General features: G+C 74.0%; 17 protein-coding genes and 1 pseudogene. 3 read left to right on the forward strand and 15 right to left on the reverse strand.

Annotated elements, in window-relative coordinates; genetic code table 11:
- From ACFOY6_RS17800 to ACFOY6_RS17810, 3 genes and pseudogenes are all read left to right on the forward strand, one after another.
- A pseudogene (locus ACFOY6_RS17800) lies at positions 1-431 on the forward strand (hypothetical protein); the annotation flags it as partial.
- A 143-nt stretch (positions 432-574) separates the two neighbouring features.
- Positions 575-1558 carry a 2-hydroxyacid dehydrogenase gene (locus ACFOY6_RS17805; protein ID WP_379651815.1) on the forward strand — a complete coding sequence of 328 codons (984 nt, stop codon included), beginning with the start codon at positions 575-577 and terminating at the stop codon, positions 1556-1558.
- 62 nt (positions 1559-1620) lie between these two features.
- Positions 1621-2589, forward strand: coding sequence for a diacylglycerol/lipid kinase family protein (locus tag ACFOY6_RS17810; protein WP_379651816.1), 969 nt, complete (start codon positions 1621-1623; stop codon positions 2587-2589).
- On the opposite strand, the gene ACFOY6_RS17815 is transcribed toward ACFOY6_RS17810, so the two are convergent.
- The 15 genes from ACFOY6_RS17815 to queA all read right to left on the reverse strand — a co-directional run bounded on the left by ACFOY6_RS17815 (position 2537) and on the right by queA (position 14874).
- The gene (locus ACFOY6_RS17815; RefSeq protein ID WP_109514978.1) at positions 2537-2917 is read right to left on the reverse strand and encodes a methylglyoxal synthase; all 381 of its coding nucleotides are present in this window, start codon (positions 2915-2917) and stop codon (positions 2537-2539) included. The two genes, ACFOY6_RS17810 and ACFOY6_RS17815, sit on opposite strands and share 53 nt — an antisense overlap.
- Before the next feature lie 13 nt (positions 2918-2930).
- Positions 2931-3563, reverse strand: coding sequence for a 3-oxo-tetronate 4-phosphate decarboxylase (gene otnC / locus ACFOY6_RS17820; RefSeq protein WP_379635059.1), 633 nt, complete (start codon positions 3561-3563; stop codon positions 2931-2933).
- Entirely contained in the window at positions 3560-4828 is a 1269-nt protein-coding gene (otnK, locus tag ACFOY6_RS17825; RefSeq protein ID WP_379651817.1) for a 3-oxo-tetronate kinase, read from the reverse strand. Before otnK ends, otnC begins: the two co-directional genes overlap by 4 nt.
- Positions 4829-4898: 70 nt before the next feature.
- Positions 4899-5792, reverse strand: a complete 894-nt coding sequence (locus ACFOY6_RS17830) for a class I SAM-dependent methyltransferase (protein WP_379651818.1) — start codon at positions 5790-5792, stop codon at positions 4899-4901.
- The gene (locus ACFOY6_RS17835) at positions 5789-6832 is read right to left on the reverse strand and encodes a glycosyltransferase family 4 protein (protein ID WP_379635051.1); all 1044 of its coding nucleotides are present in this window, start codon (positions 6830-6832) and stop codon (positions 5789-5791) included. The genes ACFOY6_RS17830 and ACFOY6_RS17835 overlap by 4 nt, the downstream gene beginning before the upstream one ends.
- A gap of 2 nt (positions 6833-6834) precedes the next feature.
- The gene (locus tag ACFOY6_RS17840; protein WP_379635050.1) at positions 6835-7233 is read right to left on the reverse strand and encodes a 6-pyruvoyl trahydropterin synthase family protein; all 399 of its coding nucleotides are present in this window, start codon (positions 7231-7233) and stop codon (positions 6835-6837) included.
- Positions 7221-8252 (reverse strand): zinc-dependent alcohol dehydrogenase, encoded by a 1032-nt coding sequence (locus tag ACFOY6_RS17845; protein ID WP_379651819.1) that lies wholly within the window; start codon positions 8250-8252, stop codon positions 7221-7223. Before ACFOY6_RS17845 ends, ACFOY6_RS17840 begins: the two co-directional genes overlap by 13 nt.
- Positions 8249-9118, reverse strand: a complete 870-nt coding sequence (locus ACFOY6_RS17850; protein WP_379635044.1) for a RibD family protein — start codon at positions 9116-9118, stop codon at positions 8249-8251. The genes ACFOY6_RS17845 and ACFOY6_RS17850 overlap by 4 nt, the downstream gene beginning before the upstream one ends.
- Before the next feature lie 116 nt (positions 9119-9234).
- Positions 9235-9792 (reverse strand): VUT family protein, encoded by a 558-nt coding sequence (locus ACFOY6_RS17855; RefSeq protein ID WP_181377948.1) that lies wholly within the window; start codon positions 9790-9792, stop codon positions 9235-9237.
- A gap of 48 nt (positions 9793-9840) precedes the next feature.
- Positions 9841-10530 (reverse strand): 7-cyano-7-deazaguanine synthase QueC, encoded by a 690-nt coding sequence (gene queC, locus ACFOY6_RS17860; RefSeq protein WP_379651820.1) that lies wholly within the window; start codon positions 10528-10530, stop codon positions 9841-9843.
- A 109-nt stretch (positions 10531-10639) separates the two neighbouring features.
- On the reverse strand, positions 10640-10954 hold the full coding sequence (locus ACFOY6_RS17865; RefSeq protein WP_109514988.1) for a hypothetical protein: 315 nt from the start codon (positions 10952-10954) through the stop codon (positions 10640-10642).
- Between the two features lie 165 nt (positions 10955-11119).
- Positions 11120-12199 carry a tRNA epoxyqueuosine(34) reductase QueG gene (gene queG, locus ACFOY6_RS17870; RefSeq protein ID WP_379635036.1) on the reverse strand — a complete coding sequence of 360 codons (1080 nt, stop codon included), beginning with the start codon at positions 12197-12199 and terminating at the stop codon, positions 11120-11122.
- Positions 12186-12653, reverse strand: coding sequence for a preQ(1) synthase (queF, locus tag ACFOY6_RS17875; RefSeq protein WP_109514989.1), 468 nt, complete (start codon positions 12651-12653; stop codon positions 12186-12188). The genes queG and queF overlap by 14 nt, the downstream gene beginning before the upstream one ends.
- Complete coding sequence (gene tgt, locus ACFOY6_RS17880; protein ID WP_379651821.1) at positions 12650-13774, reverse strand: tRNA guanosine(34) transglycosylase Tgt; 1125 nt, start codon at positions 13772-13774, stop codon at positions 12650-12652. The genes queF and tgt overlap by 4 nt, the downstream gene beginning before the upstream one ends.
- Positions 13771-14874 (reverse strand): tRNA preQ1(34) S-adenosylmethionine ribosyltransferase-isomerase QueA, encoded by a 1104-nt coding sequence (gene queA / locus ACFOY6_RS17885; protein ID WP_379651822.1) that lies wholly within the window; start codon positions 14872-14874, stop codon positions 13771-13773. The genes tgt and queA overlap by 4 nt, the downstream gene beginning before the upstream one ends.
- Between the last annotated feature and the right edge of the window lie 110 nt (positions 14875-14984).

The following is a 14984-nucleotide window of genomic DNA, read 5'->3' on the forward strand; positions in this document are numbered from 1 at the left end:
CCGCGACGACGCGCAAGGCCGCCGCGCCGAAGGCGACCGCGACGCGCAAGAGCGCCGCCGCTGCCAAGAGCACGACGACGCGCAAGGCCGCCGCGCCGCGCAAGAGCGCTGCCCCCCAGGCCTCCGCCGCGCCGCAGGCGGAGGCTCCCGTCCGGCGTCGCGCCGCGGCGCCGCGCAAGCCGAAGCAGGACGTCGTGACGCTCGGCGAGACCATGATCGACGCGCTGACGGAGATGCCCCGCCAGGCCGCCGCCATGGCCGACATGATGATGGGCAACAACAGCGACCAGGACGCCGAGCCCGCCCCGAAGGCGGTGCGCCCGCGCCGGAAGAAGGCTGCCGAGGCGCCGGCGCCGGCACCGGAAGCCGAGCCCGCCTCGCCCGCCGCGGCGGAGTCGGATGCTCCGGACGAGACGCCCGCCGGCAGCTGATCCGCCGGATGTGAGGGATGGAAAGGCGCCGTGGCGACACGGCGCCTTTTCTCATGGGCGAGGCGGCTTTCCGGCATGGCCCGGCTGCCTTAGCCTCGGCGCGCCGCGCGGCTTCGGCCGCGCCCGTCATCCGAGGAACGTCCATGACCGAGAATCTGCACCGCGTCCTGTATCTGAGTTATGCGCCGGAGGCGGTCTACGCCATGTGGCGCAAGGCGCTGCCCGAGGGATGCGAGCTGCTGACCCTCTCGGCCAACAGCGACGCGGAGCGGCTGGAGAAGCTCGCCATCGCCGATGCGGTGATCGTGGCGCCCGCCGTGCTGCGGCCCGAATGGGTGGAGAAGGCGCCGCGCCTGAAGCTGGTGCAGCACCAGGGCGTGGGCTGGCAGGGCGAGACGCCGATCCCGGAGCTGCGCGCGCGCGGCATCCGCCTGGCCATCAACCCCTCCGGCACGGCCGATGTGGTGAGCGAGCACGCGCTGGCGCTGATGTTCGCCTGCCTGCGGCACATCCCGCGCACCGACGCGGCGATGCGGCGCGGCGAGTGGCTGGGTACGGCGCTGCGCACCGTCTCGCGCAACCTGCGCGGCCGCACGGTGGGCATCGTCGGCATGGGGCGCATCGGCTCGGCGGTGGCGGCGCTGCTGCAGCCCTTCAAGGTGCGCGGCCTCTATGCGGACCCCTACCAGAAGCTGCCGGAGGGGCTGGAACTGGCGCTGGGCTTCCGCCGCGTGGAACTCGACGAGCTGCTGCGCGAGTCCGAGGTGGTGACGCTGCACCTGCCCGCCACGCCGGAGACGCACCACCTGTTCAGCGACGACACCTTCGCGCGGATGCGGCGCGACGCGGTGCTGATCAACTGCGCCCGCGGCGCGGTGGTGGACGAGGCGGCGCTGGCCCGCGCGCTGAAGGCCGGCACCATCCGCGCCGCGGGCGTGGACGTGTTCGAGCCCGAGCCGCCGCGCCCGGACAACCCGCTCTTCGCGCTCGACAGCGTGGTGCTGACGCCGCATGTCGCCGCCGGCACGCTGGACGCCATGCAGGCCAAGGTCGCCGGCGCCACCGCCAATATCGGCCGCTTCTTCCGTGGCGAGGCGCTGCAGGACGAGATCGACCTCTCGGCCTGAACCGGCGCAGGGTTTACCCGTTCGGGCGGAAACCCGACGGCCGCGCCGTGGCTTGAACCGCCATGCGCGTAAAGGTCATCATCAATGGCGGCGGCGGCTCGGTGCGCGGCGAGGATCTCTCGCTGCGCATCGCCACCGCCTTCGCCCGGCACGGCGCCTGCGCCAGCATCACCCAGGTCGAGGGGGAGGCGCTGGAGAAGGCCACCCGCGCCGCGCTGGCGGGGCGGTGGGACGCCATCGTGGCCGGCGGCGGCGACGGCACCATCGGCACCGTGGCCGGGCTGCTGGCGGGGCAGGAGACGCCGCTCGGGGTGTTGCCGCTCGGTACCCTCAACCACTTCGCCCGCGACCTCGGCATGCCGGACATGCTGGAGGAGGCGGCCGCCATCATCGCCGCCGGCCACCTTCGCACGGTGGATGTGGCGGAGGTGAACGGGCGGGTCTTCATCAACAATTCCTCGGTCGGCCTCTACGCCGACATGGTCTCGGAGCGCGACAGGCACCGCCGCCGCAGCGGCTGGCGCAAGGGGCCGGCCATGCTGCTGGCCTCGCTGCGGATCTTCTGGCGCTTCGGGCGGCGGCGCCTGCTGGTGCGCGCGGAGGGCCGGCAGGAGCGGCTGCGCACCCCGCTCGTCTTCATCGGCAACAATGCCTACGAGACCAGCCTGCCGCGCCCCGGCACCCGCCAGGCGCTGGATGAGGGCGTGCTCTGCCTCTGCGTCACGCGGCCGCGCAGCCGCCTCGGCATGCTGCGCCTGGCGCTGCGCGCCGCCTTCGGCCGGCTGCGGGAGGAGCGGGATTTCGAGATGCGGCGGGTGCCCGAGGTGGAGATCCGCAGCACCTCGCCCGTGCTGCGCGTCTCGCTCGATGGCGAGGTGGCGACGATGGCGACGCCGCTGCGCTACCGCATCCGCCCCGGTGCGCTGCGCGTGCTGGCGCCGCCGCCCGGGGCCGCGCCGGGCGCGGTGCCGGAGCGCGTCAGCGCCGCAGCAGGCCGCCCGCCACCAGCAGATCGGCCGTCGCCGGGCTGAAGGCGCAGGGCACGTCATAGACCAGCGCGATGCGCAGCAGCGCCTTGACGTCCACGTCATGCGCCTGCGGCGCCAGCGGGTCGGGGAAGAAGATCAGCGCCTCGATCTCCCCCTCGGCGATCATGCCGCCGATCTGCTGGTCGCCGCCGAGCGGGCCGCTCTTGACGGTGCGGATGTCGAGGGCCGGGTTGCGCTCGCGCAGCACGCCGCCGGTGGTGGCGGTGCCGATGATGCGGTGCGGCGCCAGCTCCGCCGCGTGCCGCGCCGCCCATTCGGCCAGCGCCGGCTTCATCCGGTCATGCGCGACGAGGGCGAGGGTGATGGGCATGGCCGCGCGCGCCTCAGCCGAAGGTGCTGAGCAGGTCGTCCACCTGCGCCGGCGTCAGCTCCCGCGCCGGCATGCCGCGCAGCATCAGCGCCAGCTTGGCGGATTCCTCCAGCTCCTCGGCGGCATAGACGGCATCGACCAGCGTCTTGCCGGAGACCACCGGGCCGTGATTGGCCAGCAGCAGCGCGCGCGCCTCCAGCGCCGCCTGATGCACCGCCGGCTCCATGGCGGAATCGCCGGGGCGGTAATAGGGCACGATCGGCAGGCGGCGGCCGACGCGCATGACGAAATAGGGCGTCAGCGGCGGGATCGGCGCATCCTCCCCCGGTGCCGCGAGGCAGCCGATGGCGGTGGCACAGGTGGAGTGCAGGTGCACCACGGCGCCCGCCTCCGGCCGCGCGGTCAGCACGGCGCGGTGCAGGAACACCTCCTTCGAGGGCTTGTCGCCACCGAGATGCGACCAGTCCGGCGCCAGCTTGCTGATGCGTGCCGGGTCGAGCCGGCCGAGGGAGGAGTTGGTCGGCGTCATCAGGTAGCCATCGGGCAGCCGCACGCTGATGTTGCCGGCGCTGCCGACGCTGTAGCCGCGGGCGAAGAGGCTGGCGCCGAGCTCGCAGAGCAGGTCGCGCAGGTCGGATTCAGTCATGCCGTGAACGCCTTCAGGAAGAAATCGCGGGCGCCGAAATTGCCCGATTTGAGCGCGAGGTGCAGGCCGGCCGGCTCCGCCCCCGCCGTTTCGGCATAGGTCCAGGGCACGCCGGGGTCGATCTGCGGGCCGATGCGCAGCGCGGCGATGCCGAGCCGCTGCACCACCGCGCCCGAGGTCTCGCCGCCCGCCACCACCAGCCGCCCGACGCCGCGCGCGACGAGCGCGGCGGCGATGCCGGCCAGCGCCCTCTCCACCAGCGCGCCCGCCGCCTCGCGGCCGAGCGCCTGCTGCAGCGCCGCCACCTTCTCCGGCGGGGCGGAGGCGGCGATGACCACGGGCCGCGCCCCGGAGAGCTTCCCCTCCATCCAGGCCTCGGCCTCGGCGGCCAGGGCGGCGGCGTCGGGCGTGGCCAGCGGGTCCAGCTCCAGCACCGGCACGTGCAGCCGCGCCAGCCCGATCTGCGCCAGCGTGGCGCGCGAGCAGGAGCCGGCCAGCACCGCCATGGCGCCGCGCGGCGCGGGCAGGGCGTCGGCGTCCGAGCGGTCGGGCAGCAGGCCCTGGTCGCGGAAGTTCTGCGGCAGGCCCATGGCGATGCCGGAGCCGCCCGTCACCAGCGCATGCCCGGCGCAGGCGCGGCCGAGCGCGTGCAGATGCGCCTCCGTCACCGCGTCGGTGATGGCGTAGCGGCGGCCGCCGTCGCGCAGCCGGGTGAAGGCCTGGCGGATGGCGGTCTCGCCCTGCTCCACCACGGCGAAGGGCACGAGGCCGACGCCGCCCTCCGTCTGGCGCGAGAGCACGCGCACCAGGTTGGCGTCGCGCATCGGCGTCAGCGGGTGGCTTTCCATGCCGCTCTCGCTGAGCAGCGCGGCGCCGACGAAGAGGTGGCCCTGGAACACGCTGCGCCCATTCGCCGGGAAGGCCGGGCAGGCGATGGCGAAGCCGGATTGCAGCCGCTTCAGCAGCGCATCCGCCACCGGGCCGATATTGCCCGCATCCGTGCTGTCGAAGGTGGAGCAGTACTTGAGGAAGATCTGCCTGGCGCCGGCGGCGAGCAGCGCCTCGCAGGCGGCGAGGCTCTCGGCCACCGCCTCGGCGGCCGGCGCGGTGCGCGACTTCAGCGCGACGACGACGGCATCCGCCTCCGGCAGCGGGCCGTGCGGCACGCCGATCACCTGCACCGTCGTCATGCCATGGGCGACGAGCATGGCGGCGAGATCGGTGGCGCCTGTGAAATCGTCTGCGATGCAGCCGAGCAACGGCATCGGGGCAATTCTCCTCGCTCAGTTCCGGCGGCAGGGTAGCACGCCCCGCCGCCGGGACGAAAAAGCCCCCTCAGCGCCGCCGCTTTGGCGGCGGCGGCAGGGCCAGGAGGTCGGTGTGGCCGATACGGGCGGAAAGGCGGCCGCGCATCGCCTGGGCGCGGCGCGCCTCGGCCCAGGCACGGATGGCGGGGCCATGGCCGCGCGGCAGGGCGGCGAGCGCCGCGCCGGCATGGCCCTCGGCCAGCGAGTCCGCCATCACCGGCGTGTTGGCGCCGATGATCCACGGGCTCGGCGCGGTGCGGACGGCGAAGCCGCGGGCGCGGAAGGCCGCCGCCATGGCTGCCGGCGCCGCGGGGCCAAGCGCCGCGCCACCGAAACCCTTGTCGCGGATCTGGTCGCGGCGGAAGCCGCGCGCCAGCAGCCGGTCCGCCGGGTGGGACGGATAGAAACCCTCGCGGCCATCGACGTTCAGCGCGGCGTAGAAGGGGATGGCGAGCGCCTCCGCCATGCGCCGCACCCAGCGGCGGGAGACGAGGTCGCACAGCGCGGTGCTGACGATGCCGTCCGCCTTCTCCAGCGGCAGGGCGCGGGGCCCGGCGGCGAGGTCGGCCACCAGCGCCTCGACGCGCCAGACGCCCTGCGGCGTGTGGACGAGCAGGGTGGTGTCGCGCGGCCAGGTGGTGGTCCAGCCGGCGAGGATGGCGCGCTCCTCGATGGTGGCGAAGGCGCGCTGCAGCAGCGCGGGGTCGGCATCCACCAGCGTCCAGTGCTGCGAGCGGCCGAGGATCGGCGCCAGCCAGCGCAGCAGGGAGCCGGTGCCGGCGCCGAGGTCGAGCAGGTGCGGGCGCGGCGGCAGCGCGTCGGCCAGGGTGAAGGCCAGGTCGGCATTGCGGGCGCGGGCGTCGAAAGGCTCGCGCAGCGCCAGCCAGTCGCCGTCGAAGCCCTCGGGGGCGGGGCGGTTCATCGGGCGGCCTGCTCCAGCTCGGCGGCGAAGGCGGTGGCGCGGTCGGCCCAGCGCGGCAGGCGCTGCCCGGCCTCCCAGGCGGCGTCGGCCATCTCGGCGCGCAGCGTGCGGTCGAAGATCGGGCGGCGCATGGCGCGGGAGAGGGCGGCGACATCGCCCGGCGCCGCGATCACCCCCGCCGCCTTCGGCACCACGTCGGCGATGGCGCCGCCGGCGGTGATGGCCACGGGCAGGCCGCGCGCCAGCGCCTCGGCCGCCGCCATGCCGTAGCCTTCCCAGTGGGTGGCCAGGGCGAAGAGGTCGGCGCGGGCGTAGAGGGCTTCCAGCGCCTCCTGCTGCACCTCGCCGGCGAAGGTCACGCGCTGGTCGATGCCCAGCTCCCGCGCCAGGGCGGCGAGGCCCTGGGCGTGTACCTTGTCGCGCGCGCCGCCGGCGATGGTCAGGGTCCAGTCGAGGTCGGGCAGGCGGGCCAGGGCGCGCAGCAGCACGTCATGCCCCTTGCGCGGCACCAGCACCGCCACCGAGAGGATGGCACAGCCGGGGCCGCCCGAGCCTAGCGAGCGCTCCGCCGGGTCGGTGCCCGGCTCGACCACGCCGATGCGCGCCGGGTCGGCGCCGAATTCCAGCGGCAGCCGGTCGGCGGTGAGGCGGGAGGTGGCGACGAGGCGGGCGAGGCGCGGGAAGAGCAGCGTCTCGCGCTGGCGCAGCTCCTCGCGCTCCTCCGGGGCGAAGCCGGGCTCGATCGCCGTCGGGTGGTGGATCAGCCCGACCGCGCCGCGCGCCTCCAGCTCGTCCGCGAAGGGGGCGAAGGCGGGCAGGCCCAGCCCGTCGATGATCAGCCGCGTGCCCTCGGGGATGGCGTCCAGTGCGGCGCGGGCCGAGGCTTGGGCGGCGGCGTCGGGCAGCGGGTGGCGGCCTTCCAGCTCCACCACGCGCACCGTGTGGCCGGCCGCGCGGAAGCCCTGCACCAGCCGGCGGTCATAGCCGTAGCCGCCGGAGATGGCGCTGAAGGGGCCAGGGACGAGAAGGGCGAGGTCCATCGTCAGACCGCGGCCTCGTAGGCGGCCCAGGCCAGCGGGCTCTCGCGCAGCAGCACCTTGATGGCCTCCACCTTGCGGCCGCTCTCGCCGAGCCGGCCATCCTTCACCGCCGCGCCGAGCCGGCCGTGGATGTGCTGGCAGAGGAATTCCGTGCTGGTGTTCTGCCCGGCGAATTCGGGCACCGTGTCGAGGTTGCGATAGTCGATCGCGTCCAGGATGCGGCGCAGCTCGACGCGGGCGGCGGCGATGTCCACCAGCAGGTTGGCCGCGTCCAGCCGGGCGGCGCGGAACTCGGCCTCCACCACGAAGGTGGCGCCGTGCACGCGCTGCGCGGGGCCGAATTCCTCGCCGCGGAAGCTGTGGGCGACCATGATGTGGTCGGCGACCGTCAGGCTGAACATGCGCGGGTCAATCCTTGCTCTGGGGCGGCCGGCGCGGCGGCGCCGTAGGTGATGACAGGGCAGAGTGGCGCCGGATGGCCGGGCGGCGGCGGCGCCAGCAGCGCCGCCATGCAGGCCGGCAGCGCCTCGAACGGCACGCGCGGCCCCACCAGCGCGTCCAGCACCGGGTCGGCCAGCAGGGAGAGGGCCAGCGCCATGCGCTCGGCATGGCTGCGGCGGCCGCGCATGGCGGGGGAGACGCTGCCCACCTGGCTGGAGCGCAGCGTCAGGCGGCGGGCGTGGAAGGCCTCGCCCAGGGGGAGGGAGACGCTGCGGTCGCCATACCAGGAGGCCTCGACGATGCGCGCCTCCATCGCCGCCAGCGTGAGCGCGGCGCGCAGCCCCTCCGGGCTGGCCGAGGCGTGCAGGATCAGCTCCTGCTCGGGCGGCGCCTGCTCCGGCAGGGCGAAGCGGGCGCCCAGCGCCTCGGCCACGCCGCGGCGCGCCGGGTCGGTGTCCTGCACCGTGACGCACGTGCCAGGGAAGCGGCCGATGAGCCAGGCGCAGAGCAGCCCGACCACGCCGGCGCCGATCACCAGCACGCGCTCGCCGGGGATGGGCGCCGCGTCCCAGACGATGTTCAGCGCCGTCTCCATGTTGGCGGCCAGCACGGCGCGGTGGTCCGGCACCGCATCCGGCACGGGGCTGCACATCCCGGCCGGGGCCAGGAAGCGGTCCTGGTGCGGGTGCAGGCAGAAGACGCGGCGGCCCCGCAGGGCGGCCGGCCCTTCCTCCACCACCGCCACGGCGGCGTAGCCGTACTTGACGGGGAAGGGGAATTCGCCCTCCTGCAAGGGCGCGCGCATGGCCTGCCACTGGCTCTCCGGCACGCGGCCATGCAGCACCAGCCGCTCCGTGCCGCGCGAGACGCCGCTGGCGAGGGCGCGCAGCAGCGCCTCCTCCGGCCCGCGCGGCGGCAGGGTCTCGGCGCGGATCTCCCCCTGGCCGGGCGCCGTGGCCCAGAAGGCGCGCGCCCTCATGGCGCTGCCGTCTCCGGCGGCTGTCCCGGCGCGGTGCAGACGGGGGCGCAGACGGGGGTGCAGACGGCGGGGCGGGCGCGGTGCAGCGCGATGTCGAACAGCACGTCCTCGCCCAGGCTGTGCACCGCCCAGGTGAAGCGCAGCCCGTCGGCGATGCGCGCCGCCTCGGGCAGGGTGAAGGCGGGGATGCCGGAGCCGAGCAGCACCGGCGCCACCGTCACGTGCAGCCGGTCCAGGCAGCCGGCGGCGAGGAAGCGGGAGACGGTGAGGCCGCCGCCCTCGACGAAGAGCCGCCGCAGCCCGCGCGCCGCCAGCAGCGGCAGCAGGGCGCGGAGATCGAGCCCGCCGATGGCGGCACGCGGCGCGCGCAGCACCTCGGCGGCGCCGTGCCGGTCGCTGCCGCCGGCATCCTCGGCGCAGACCAGCAGGGTGTGCGGGCCGCCAGGGGCGAACAGGCCATAGCCGGTGCCGAGGCGCCGGTCCGTGTCCAGCACCACGCGCACCGGGCTTGGGCCGGGCACGGCGCGGGTGGTCAGGCGCGGGTCGTCGTGCCGCACCGTGCCGGCGCCGACCACCACCGCGTCGCTCAGCGCGCGCAGCCGGTGGGTGTGGGTGATGTCCCCCGCGCCGCCGATCCACTGGCTGGAGCCGGAGGCGGTGGCGATGCGCCCGTCCAGCGTCTGCGCCAGCCGCCCCAGCACCAGGCAGCCATCCGGCGCGCCGGGCGGGGCCAGCAGCGGGGCGAAGAGCGCGGCGTGCGGGTTGCCCTCCGGCACCGCGCCGCCGGCCGCGCGCTGGCGCAGCAGGGCTTCCCAGAAAGGGTCCGGCGGGGTGGGGGAGGAAGCTTCGGGGGTGTCGGGGTGCATCTGCCGGCTTCTATGCCGCAGCCCCGCCTTGGTTGCCAGAGCGACGCGGGAAACCGCGCCGCCCCTTCATCCGCCCGTCACACCCGGTGGCGCGGCGGGTCGCTCAGGCGGGCTGCTCAGGCGGGCTGGATGCCGCGGCGCGCATCGGCGCGGCGCAGCCAGGCGGCGAAGGGCAGGGCCAGCAGCACCATCCACAGCTTGCCCAGCACCTGCCCCGGCAGGTAGCCCAGGTCGCCAAAGGCGATGCCGAGGAAGAACACGCTGTCCACCACCAGCCCGACCAGGCTGGAGGCCAGCACCGCCAGCACCAGGTTGCGCCGCTGCAGCGGCGTGTAGACCAGCAGGTCCGCCGTCTCGCTGAGCAGGAAGGCGGCGGCGGAGGCCAGCACCAGGGCGGGCGGCGCCAGCAGGGCGGAGATGGCGGTGCCGGCGGCGATCGCCAGCCAGGCGGGGGTCAGGCCGAGCCGGCGCTGCACCAGGTCCCGCAGCACCAGGGCGAGGCCGATCATCAGCACGCCGGAGGGGGCCATGACGCCGGGCGCCACCGGAATCAGGCAGGGGCCCTGCGGCACGCAGACGGTGCCGGCATGGCCGATCAGCCAGTTCGCGGCGGGGATGGTGAGCCCGAAGGCGATGAGGGCCGCGAACCCCTCGATGCGGCGCGTGTCGGTCATCTGCGAGTTTTCCATTGCTGGGCGGGAGCATCCGCACTGACGGACGCGTCAGCGGCGCGACTGGTACTCCGCCCAGCCCCTCGCGCGCAACTCGCAGGCCGGGCACGCGGCGCAGCCATGCCCCCAGGGATGGCGCGCGCCGCGTTCGCCGCGGTAGCAGGTGTGGGTGCGCTCGACGATGTCCTCCACCAGCTGCTGGCCGCCGAGCTTCTCCGCCAGTTCCCAGGTCTCGGCCTTGCTCAGCCACATCAGCGGCGTGTGCAGCACGAAGCGGCGCTGCATGCCGAGGTTCAGCGCCACCTGCATCGCCTTGATGGTATCGTCCCGGCAATCGGGGTAGCCGGAGAAATCCGTCTCGCACATGCCGCCGACGATGTGGCGCAGCCCGCGCCGGTAGGCGAGCGCGGCGGCGAAGGTGAGGAAGACGAGGTTGCGGCCGGGGACGAAGGTGTTGGGCAGCCCGTCCGCCTGCATGGCGATCTCGGTCTCCCGGGTCAGCGCCGTGTCGGAGACGGCGCCGAGGGCGTCGAGCGCCAGGGTGTGGTCCGGGCCGAGGCGGGCCTGCCACGCCGCGGGCAGCGCCTCGCGGAAGGCGGCGCGGCATTCCAGCTCCACCCGGTGGCGCTGGCCGTAGTCGAAGCCCAGCGTCTCCACGCGGGGGAAGCGGTCCAGCGCCCAGGCCAGGCAGGTGGCGGAATCCTGCCCGCCGCTGAACAGTACCAGCGCGCCCTCGTCCATCGCCCCGCTCCTTCTCCTGGCTGCGCCGCCGGCTCCTGGCTGCGCTGCCGGCTCCTAGCTGCGCCGCCGGATTGCGGCGCGGCGGGGGCGGACGTCAAGCGGGGCGGGCTCAGAACAGGCTGAACAGGCCCTTGTCCTGCCGCTCGGCGCGCACCAGCAGGCGGGCCTGCTCGGCGGCGAAGGCGCGGCGCGCCTGCTGGCCGGGCATGGTGATGTTGCGCCGGCGGCACCACTCCTTGAACGGCTCCGGCCGCACGGCGATGCGGATGACGCGGTAGCCCTCGCCCATCGCCCGCGTCACGTCCTGCTGCGCGCCGGAGAGCCAGTCATCGTAGTGCTCGCTCATGTCCGGCATGAAGTTGCGCAGGGCGTCGAAGGATTGCTGGTCGTACCAGGCGAAGCCCATGATCGGCTTGTCGCTCATCGGGGTTCCTCTGCGGTGCTGGCCGGCCTGGCGCCGGCTTCCGCAGAGGTTCTACAAAAAATGAGACGGCGTGGCAGCGCCCTGTGCGCCTCTCAAGAAGCAGTTGATATCGTTGAATAAAAGGTTAACGCGATATCGGCCTTCCGCATCATCCCGCCGGGCTGCTCATCCTGCCGTCCCTGCCAGGCGTTCCGCCGCCCATGCCGCCGCCTCCGCCACCACCGCCGACGGATCGGCGCGCAGCGCCTCGGCCACCGGGCGCAGCGTGGCGTCGCCCGAATTGCCGATGGCGTTGAGCACGTTGCGCACGAAGCGGTCCCGCCCGATGCGCTTGATGGGCGAGCCGCTGAACAGGGCGCGGAAGCCGGCATCGTCCAGCATCGCCAGCTCCGCCAGGCGCGGCGCGGTGAGGTCCTCGCGCGGCATCAGCCCCGGCTCGCGCGCGGCGGCGGCGAACTTGTTCCAGGGGCAGACGGCCAGGCAGTCGTCGCAGCCATAGATGCGGTTGCCCATGGCGGCGCGGAATTCGTGCGGGATGGGGCCGTGATGCTCGATGGTGAGGTAGGAGATGCAGCGCCGCGCATCGAGCCGGTAGGGGCCGGCGAAGGCATCGGTCGGGCAGGCGGTCAGGCAGCGTGTGCAGCGGCCGCAATGGTCGGCCTCGGCGCCGGTGGGGGCGAGGTCGAGCGTGGTATAGACCTCGCCCAGGAACAGCCATGAGCCGTGCGCGCGGCTGACGAGGTTGCTGTGCTTGCCCTGCCAGCCCAGCCCCGCCGCCTGGGCCAGCGGCTTCTCGGCCACCGGCGCGGTGTCGACGAACACCTTGAGCGCGCTGTCCTGCCAGCGCTCCACCATCCAGCGGGCCAGCGCCTTCAGGCGCTTCTTGACGATGTCGTGGTAGTCCCGGTTGCGGGCATAGACGCTGATGGCGCCACGGTCCCGCCGTTCCAGCAGGGCGAGCGGGTCCTCCGCCGGGCCGTAGTTCATGCCGAGCGCGATGACGGAGACGGCCTCGGGCCAGAGCGCCCGCGGGTGGGCGCGCTGCTCGGCGCGCTCGGCCAGCCAGCCCATCTCGCCCTGCATCCCCGCGGCGAGGAAGGCGTCAAGCCGCGCCCGCACCTCCGGGCCGAGATGGGCGGGGGCGAAGCCCACCGCGTCGAAGCCGAGCGCCAGCGCCTGGTCGCGGATCTCCGCCGCCCGGCCTTCAGGCGTGGTGGCGGCGGCGGGCTGCTTACCCGCGCCCACGGTAGTTCGGCACGTCCTGCGCCGGCACCCAGACGCCCTCGGGCGCCGCGCCGGTCTGCCAGAAGACGTCGATCGGGATGCCGCCGCGCGGATACCAGTAGCCGCCGATGCGCAGCCACACCGGGTCCAGCACCTCGGCCAGCCGGACGCCGATGCCCACCGTGCAGGCCTCGTGGAAGGCGCCGTGGTTGCGGAAGCTGGTGAGGTAGAGCTTCAGGCTCTTGCTCTCCACCAGCCAGTCGCCGGGGATGTAGTCGATGACGAGATGGGCGAAGTCCGGCTGCGCCGTCAGCGGGCAGAGCGAGGTGAACTCCGGCGCGGTGAAGCGCACGCAGTAGCGCCGGCCGGGATGCGGATTCGGCACGCGCTCCAGCACCGCCTCCTCGGGCGATTGCGGCTGGCGCGTGGCCTGGCCGAGCATGGTCAGGCCGGAGACGTCGTGAGAAGCGGTCATGCGGGGGTCTCCTCGGGCTTGCGCCAGCCGGCTTCCAGGGCGGCGGCCTCCTTGGCCAGACGGCCATCGAGGATGGCCTGGCGCAGCCGCGCCATCAGGCGCTGGTAGTAGCGGATGTTGTGCCAGGTGAGCAGGATCGGCCCCAGCATCTCCCCCGCCTTGAACAGGTGCTGCAGGTAGCCGAGGGAATGCCGGGTGCAGGCGGGGCAGTCGCATTCCGGGTCCAGCGGGCCGGTGTCCTCGGCGTGGCGGGCGTTGCGGATGTTCACCACGCCATGGCTGGTATAGGCGCGGCCGGTGCGGCCCGAGCGCGTCGGGATCACGCAGTCGAACATGTCGACGCCGCGCATCACCGCGCCGATCAGGTCGGAGGGCGTGCCGACGCCCATCAGGTAGCGCGGATGCGTCTCGGGCAGCATCGGCACGGAGAAGTCGAGGGTGCGGAACATCTCCGCCTGTCCCTCGCCGACGGCGAGGCCGCCGATGGCGTAGCCCTCGAAGCCGATCTCCGTCAGGGCGCGGGCGCTTTCGGCGCGCAGATCCTCGAAGACGCTGCCCTGCTGGATGCCGAACAGCCCGTAGCCCGGCCGCGCGACGAAGGCTGCGCGGGAGCGGGCGGCCCAGTCCATCGACAGCCGCATGGATTTTCCCGCCACCTCATGCGTGGCGGGGAAGGGGGTGCATTCGTCGAAGCACATGGTGATGTCGGCATCCAGCAAATGCTGGATCTCGATGCTGCGCTCCGGCGTCAGGCGGAACTTCTCGCCGTTGATGTGGCTCTGGAAGGTGACGCCGTCCTTGTCCAGCTTGCGGAGCTGCGAGAGGGACATGACCTGGAAGCCGCCGGAATCGGTCAGGATCGGTCCGTGCCAGTCCATCATCTTGTGCAGGCCGCCCAGCCGGCCAACGCGCTCGGCACCGGGGCGCAGCATCAGGTGGTAGGTGTTGCCCAGCACGATGTTGGCGCCGGTGGCGCGCACCGCATCGGCCGTCATGCCCTTCACCGTGCCGGCGGTGCCGACGGGCATGAAGACCGGGGTGGCGACATCGCCATGCGCGGTGTGCAGCGTGCCGGCGCGGGCCTTGCCGTCCTGGCACTGGCAGCTCCAGTGGAGCGTCATGGGGCGGTGTCCTCCCGGAACAGCAGGCTGGCATCGCCATAGGAGTAGAAGCGGTAGCCCTGGGCGACGGCATGGGCATAGGCATCGCGCATCCGCGCCGTGCCGGCGAAGGCCGAGACCAGCATGAACAGGCTGGATTTCGGCAGGTGGAAATTGGTCAGCAGCAGGTCCGCCGAGCGGAACACATGCCCCGGCAGCAGGAAGATGTCCGTCAGGCCGCGGAAGGGATGCACCACGCCCTGCTCGTCCACCGCGCTCTCCAGCAGCCGCAGCGCCGTGGTGCCGATGGCGACGATGCGGCCACCCTTCGCCCGCGTCCCGTTGATGGCGGCGGCGGCGGCCTCGGTGATCTCGCCCCACTCGGCATGCAGCCTGTGCTCGCGCGGGTTCTCGGCGCGAATGGGCAAAAACGTGCCGGCGCCGACATGCAGCGTCAGCGAGACCTGCGCCACGCCGCGCGCCGCCAGCGCCGCCAGCAGGCGGGGGGTGAAGTGCAGGCTGGCGGTGGGCGCCGCCACCGCGCCGGGCTGCCGCGCGAAGATCGGCTGGTAGTCCTCCCGGTCCTCCGGGCGCGGGCCTTCGGGGCGGGCGATGTAGGGCGGCAGCGGGATCTCCCCGGCCTTCTCCAGCGCGGCGGCGAGCAGCCCCTGGTCGGGGCCGAAATCGAGCAGCACGGCGCCGCCCTCCTGCCGCTCCACCACGCGCGGCGCCAGCTCCGGCGCGCCCTCGATGGACAGGATATCGCCCGGCCGCAGCTTCTTCGCGTTGCGCACCAGCGCGTGCCAGATGCCCCCCGCCTCGGCGCGGTTGAGCATGATCTCCAGCCGCGCCTCGCCGCGCCGGGCGCGCAGCCGCGCGGGGATGACGCGGGTGTCGTTCACCACCATCAGGTCGCCGGGGCGCAGCCAGTCCGGCAGTTCCAGCACGCCGGCATCGCGCACGCCTTCGGGGGCGGCCACCAGCAGCCGCGCCGCGTCGCGCGGGCGGGCGGGGGACTGGGCGATCAGCGCCTCGGGCAGGGCGAAGTCGAAATCCTCCGCCCGCAGCTCGGGCTTTGGACCTGCATCCCGGCGGTCGGGAAGGGTGCTGGGCTGGGTCATGGGATGGCGGGGCGGTAGCGGAGGGGGGCGGCAAAGGCAAGCACGGGCTTCACATGGCAGGCCGGAGGGGTTGCCGGCGCCGCCACCCGGGGGCAGGCTGACCGCCCATG

The organism is Teichococcus aestuarii, from assembly GCF_042651065.1.
Lineage (GTDB): Bacteria > Pseudomonadota > Alphaproteobacteria > Acetobacterales > Acetobacteraceae > Pseudoroseomonas > Pseudoroseomonas aestuarii.

Excerpts from the sequence above, each read along its gene's own strand:
- ACFOY6_RS17805 (WP_379651815.1), top strand. The coding sequence starts at position 575 with ATGACCGAGAATCTGCACCGCGTCCTGTATCTGAGTTATGCGCCGGAG.
- ACFOY6_RS17810 (WP_379651816.1), top strand. The coding sequence starts at position 1,621 with ATGCGCGTAAAGGTCATCATCAATGGCGGCGGCGGCTCGGTGCGCGGC.
- ACFOY6_RS17815 (WP_109514978.1), bottom strand. The coding sequence starts at position 2,917 with ATGCCCATCACCCTCGCCCTCGTCGCGCATGACCGGATGAAGCCGGCG.
- otnC (WP_379635059.1), bottom strand. The coding sequence starts at position 3,563 with ATGACTGAATCCGACCTGCGCGACCTGCTCTGCGAGCTCGGCGCCAGC.
- otnK (WP_379651817.1), bottom strand. The coding sequence starts at position 4,828 with ATGCCGTTGCTCGGCTGCATCGCAGACGATTTCACAGGCGCCACCGAT.
- ACFOY6_RS17830 (WP_379651818.1), bottom strand. The coding sequence starts at position 5,792 with ATGAACCGCCCCGCCCCCGAGGGCTTCGACGGCGACTGGCTGGCGCTG.
- ACFOY6_RS17835 (WP_379635051.1), bottom strand. The coding sequence starts at position 6,832 with ATGGACCTCGCCCTTCTCGTCCCTGGCCCCTTCAGCGCCATCTCCGGC.
- ACFOY6_RS17840 (WP_379635050.1), bottom strand. The coding sequence starts at position 7,233 with ATGTTCAGCCTGACGGTCGCCGACCACATCATGGTCGCCCACAGCTTC.
- ACFOY6_RS17845 (WP_379651819.1), bottom strand. The coding sequence starts at position 8,252 with ATGAGGGCGCGCGCCTTCTGGGCCACGGCGCCCGGCCAGGGGGAGATC.
- ACFOY6_RS17850 (WP_379635044.1), bottom strand. The coding sequence starts at position 9,118 with ATGCACCCCGACACCCCCGAAGCTTCCTCCCCCACCCCGCCGGACCCT.
- ACFOY6_RS17855 (WP_181377948.1), bottom strand. The coding sequence starts at position 9,792 with ATGACCGACACGCGCCGCATCGAGGGGTTCGCGGCCCTCATCGCCTTC.
- queC (WP_379651820.1), bottom strand. The coding sequence starts at position 10,530 with ATGGACGAGGGCGCGCTGGTACTGTTCAGCGGCGGGCAGGATTCCGCC.
- ACFOY6_RS17865 (WP_109514988.1), bottom strand. The coding sequence starts at position 10,954 with ATGAGCGACAAGCCGATCATGGGCTTCGCCTGGTACGACCAGCAATCC.
- queF (WP_109514989.1), bottom strand. The coding sequence starts at position 12,653 with ATGACCGCTTCTCACGACGTCTCCGGCCTGACCATGCTCGGCCAGGCC.
- tgt (WP_379651821.1), bottom strand. The coding sequence starts at position 13,774 with ATGACGCTCCACTGGAGCTGCCAGTGCCAGGACGGCAAGGCCCGCGCC.
- queA (WP_379651822.1), bottom strand. The coding sequence starts at position 14,874 with ATGACCCAGCCCAGCACCCTTCCCGACCGCCGGGATGCAGGTCCAAAG.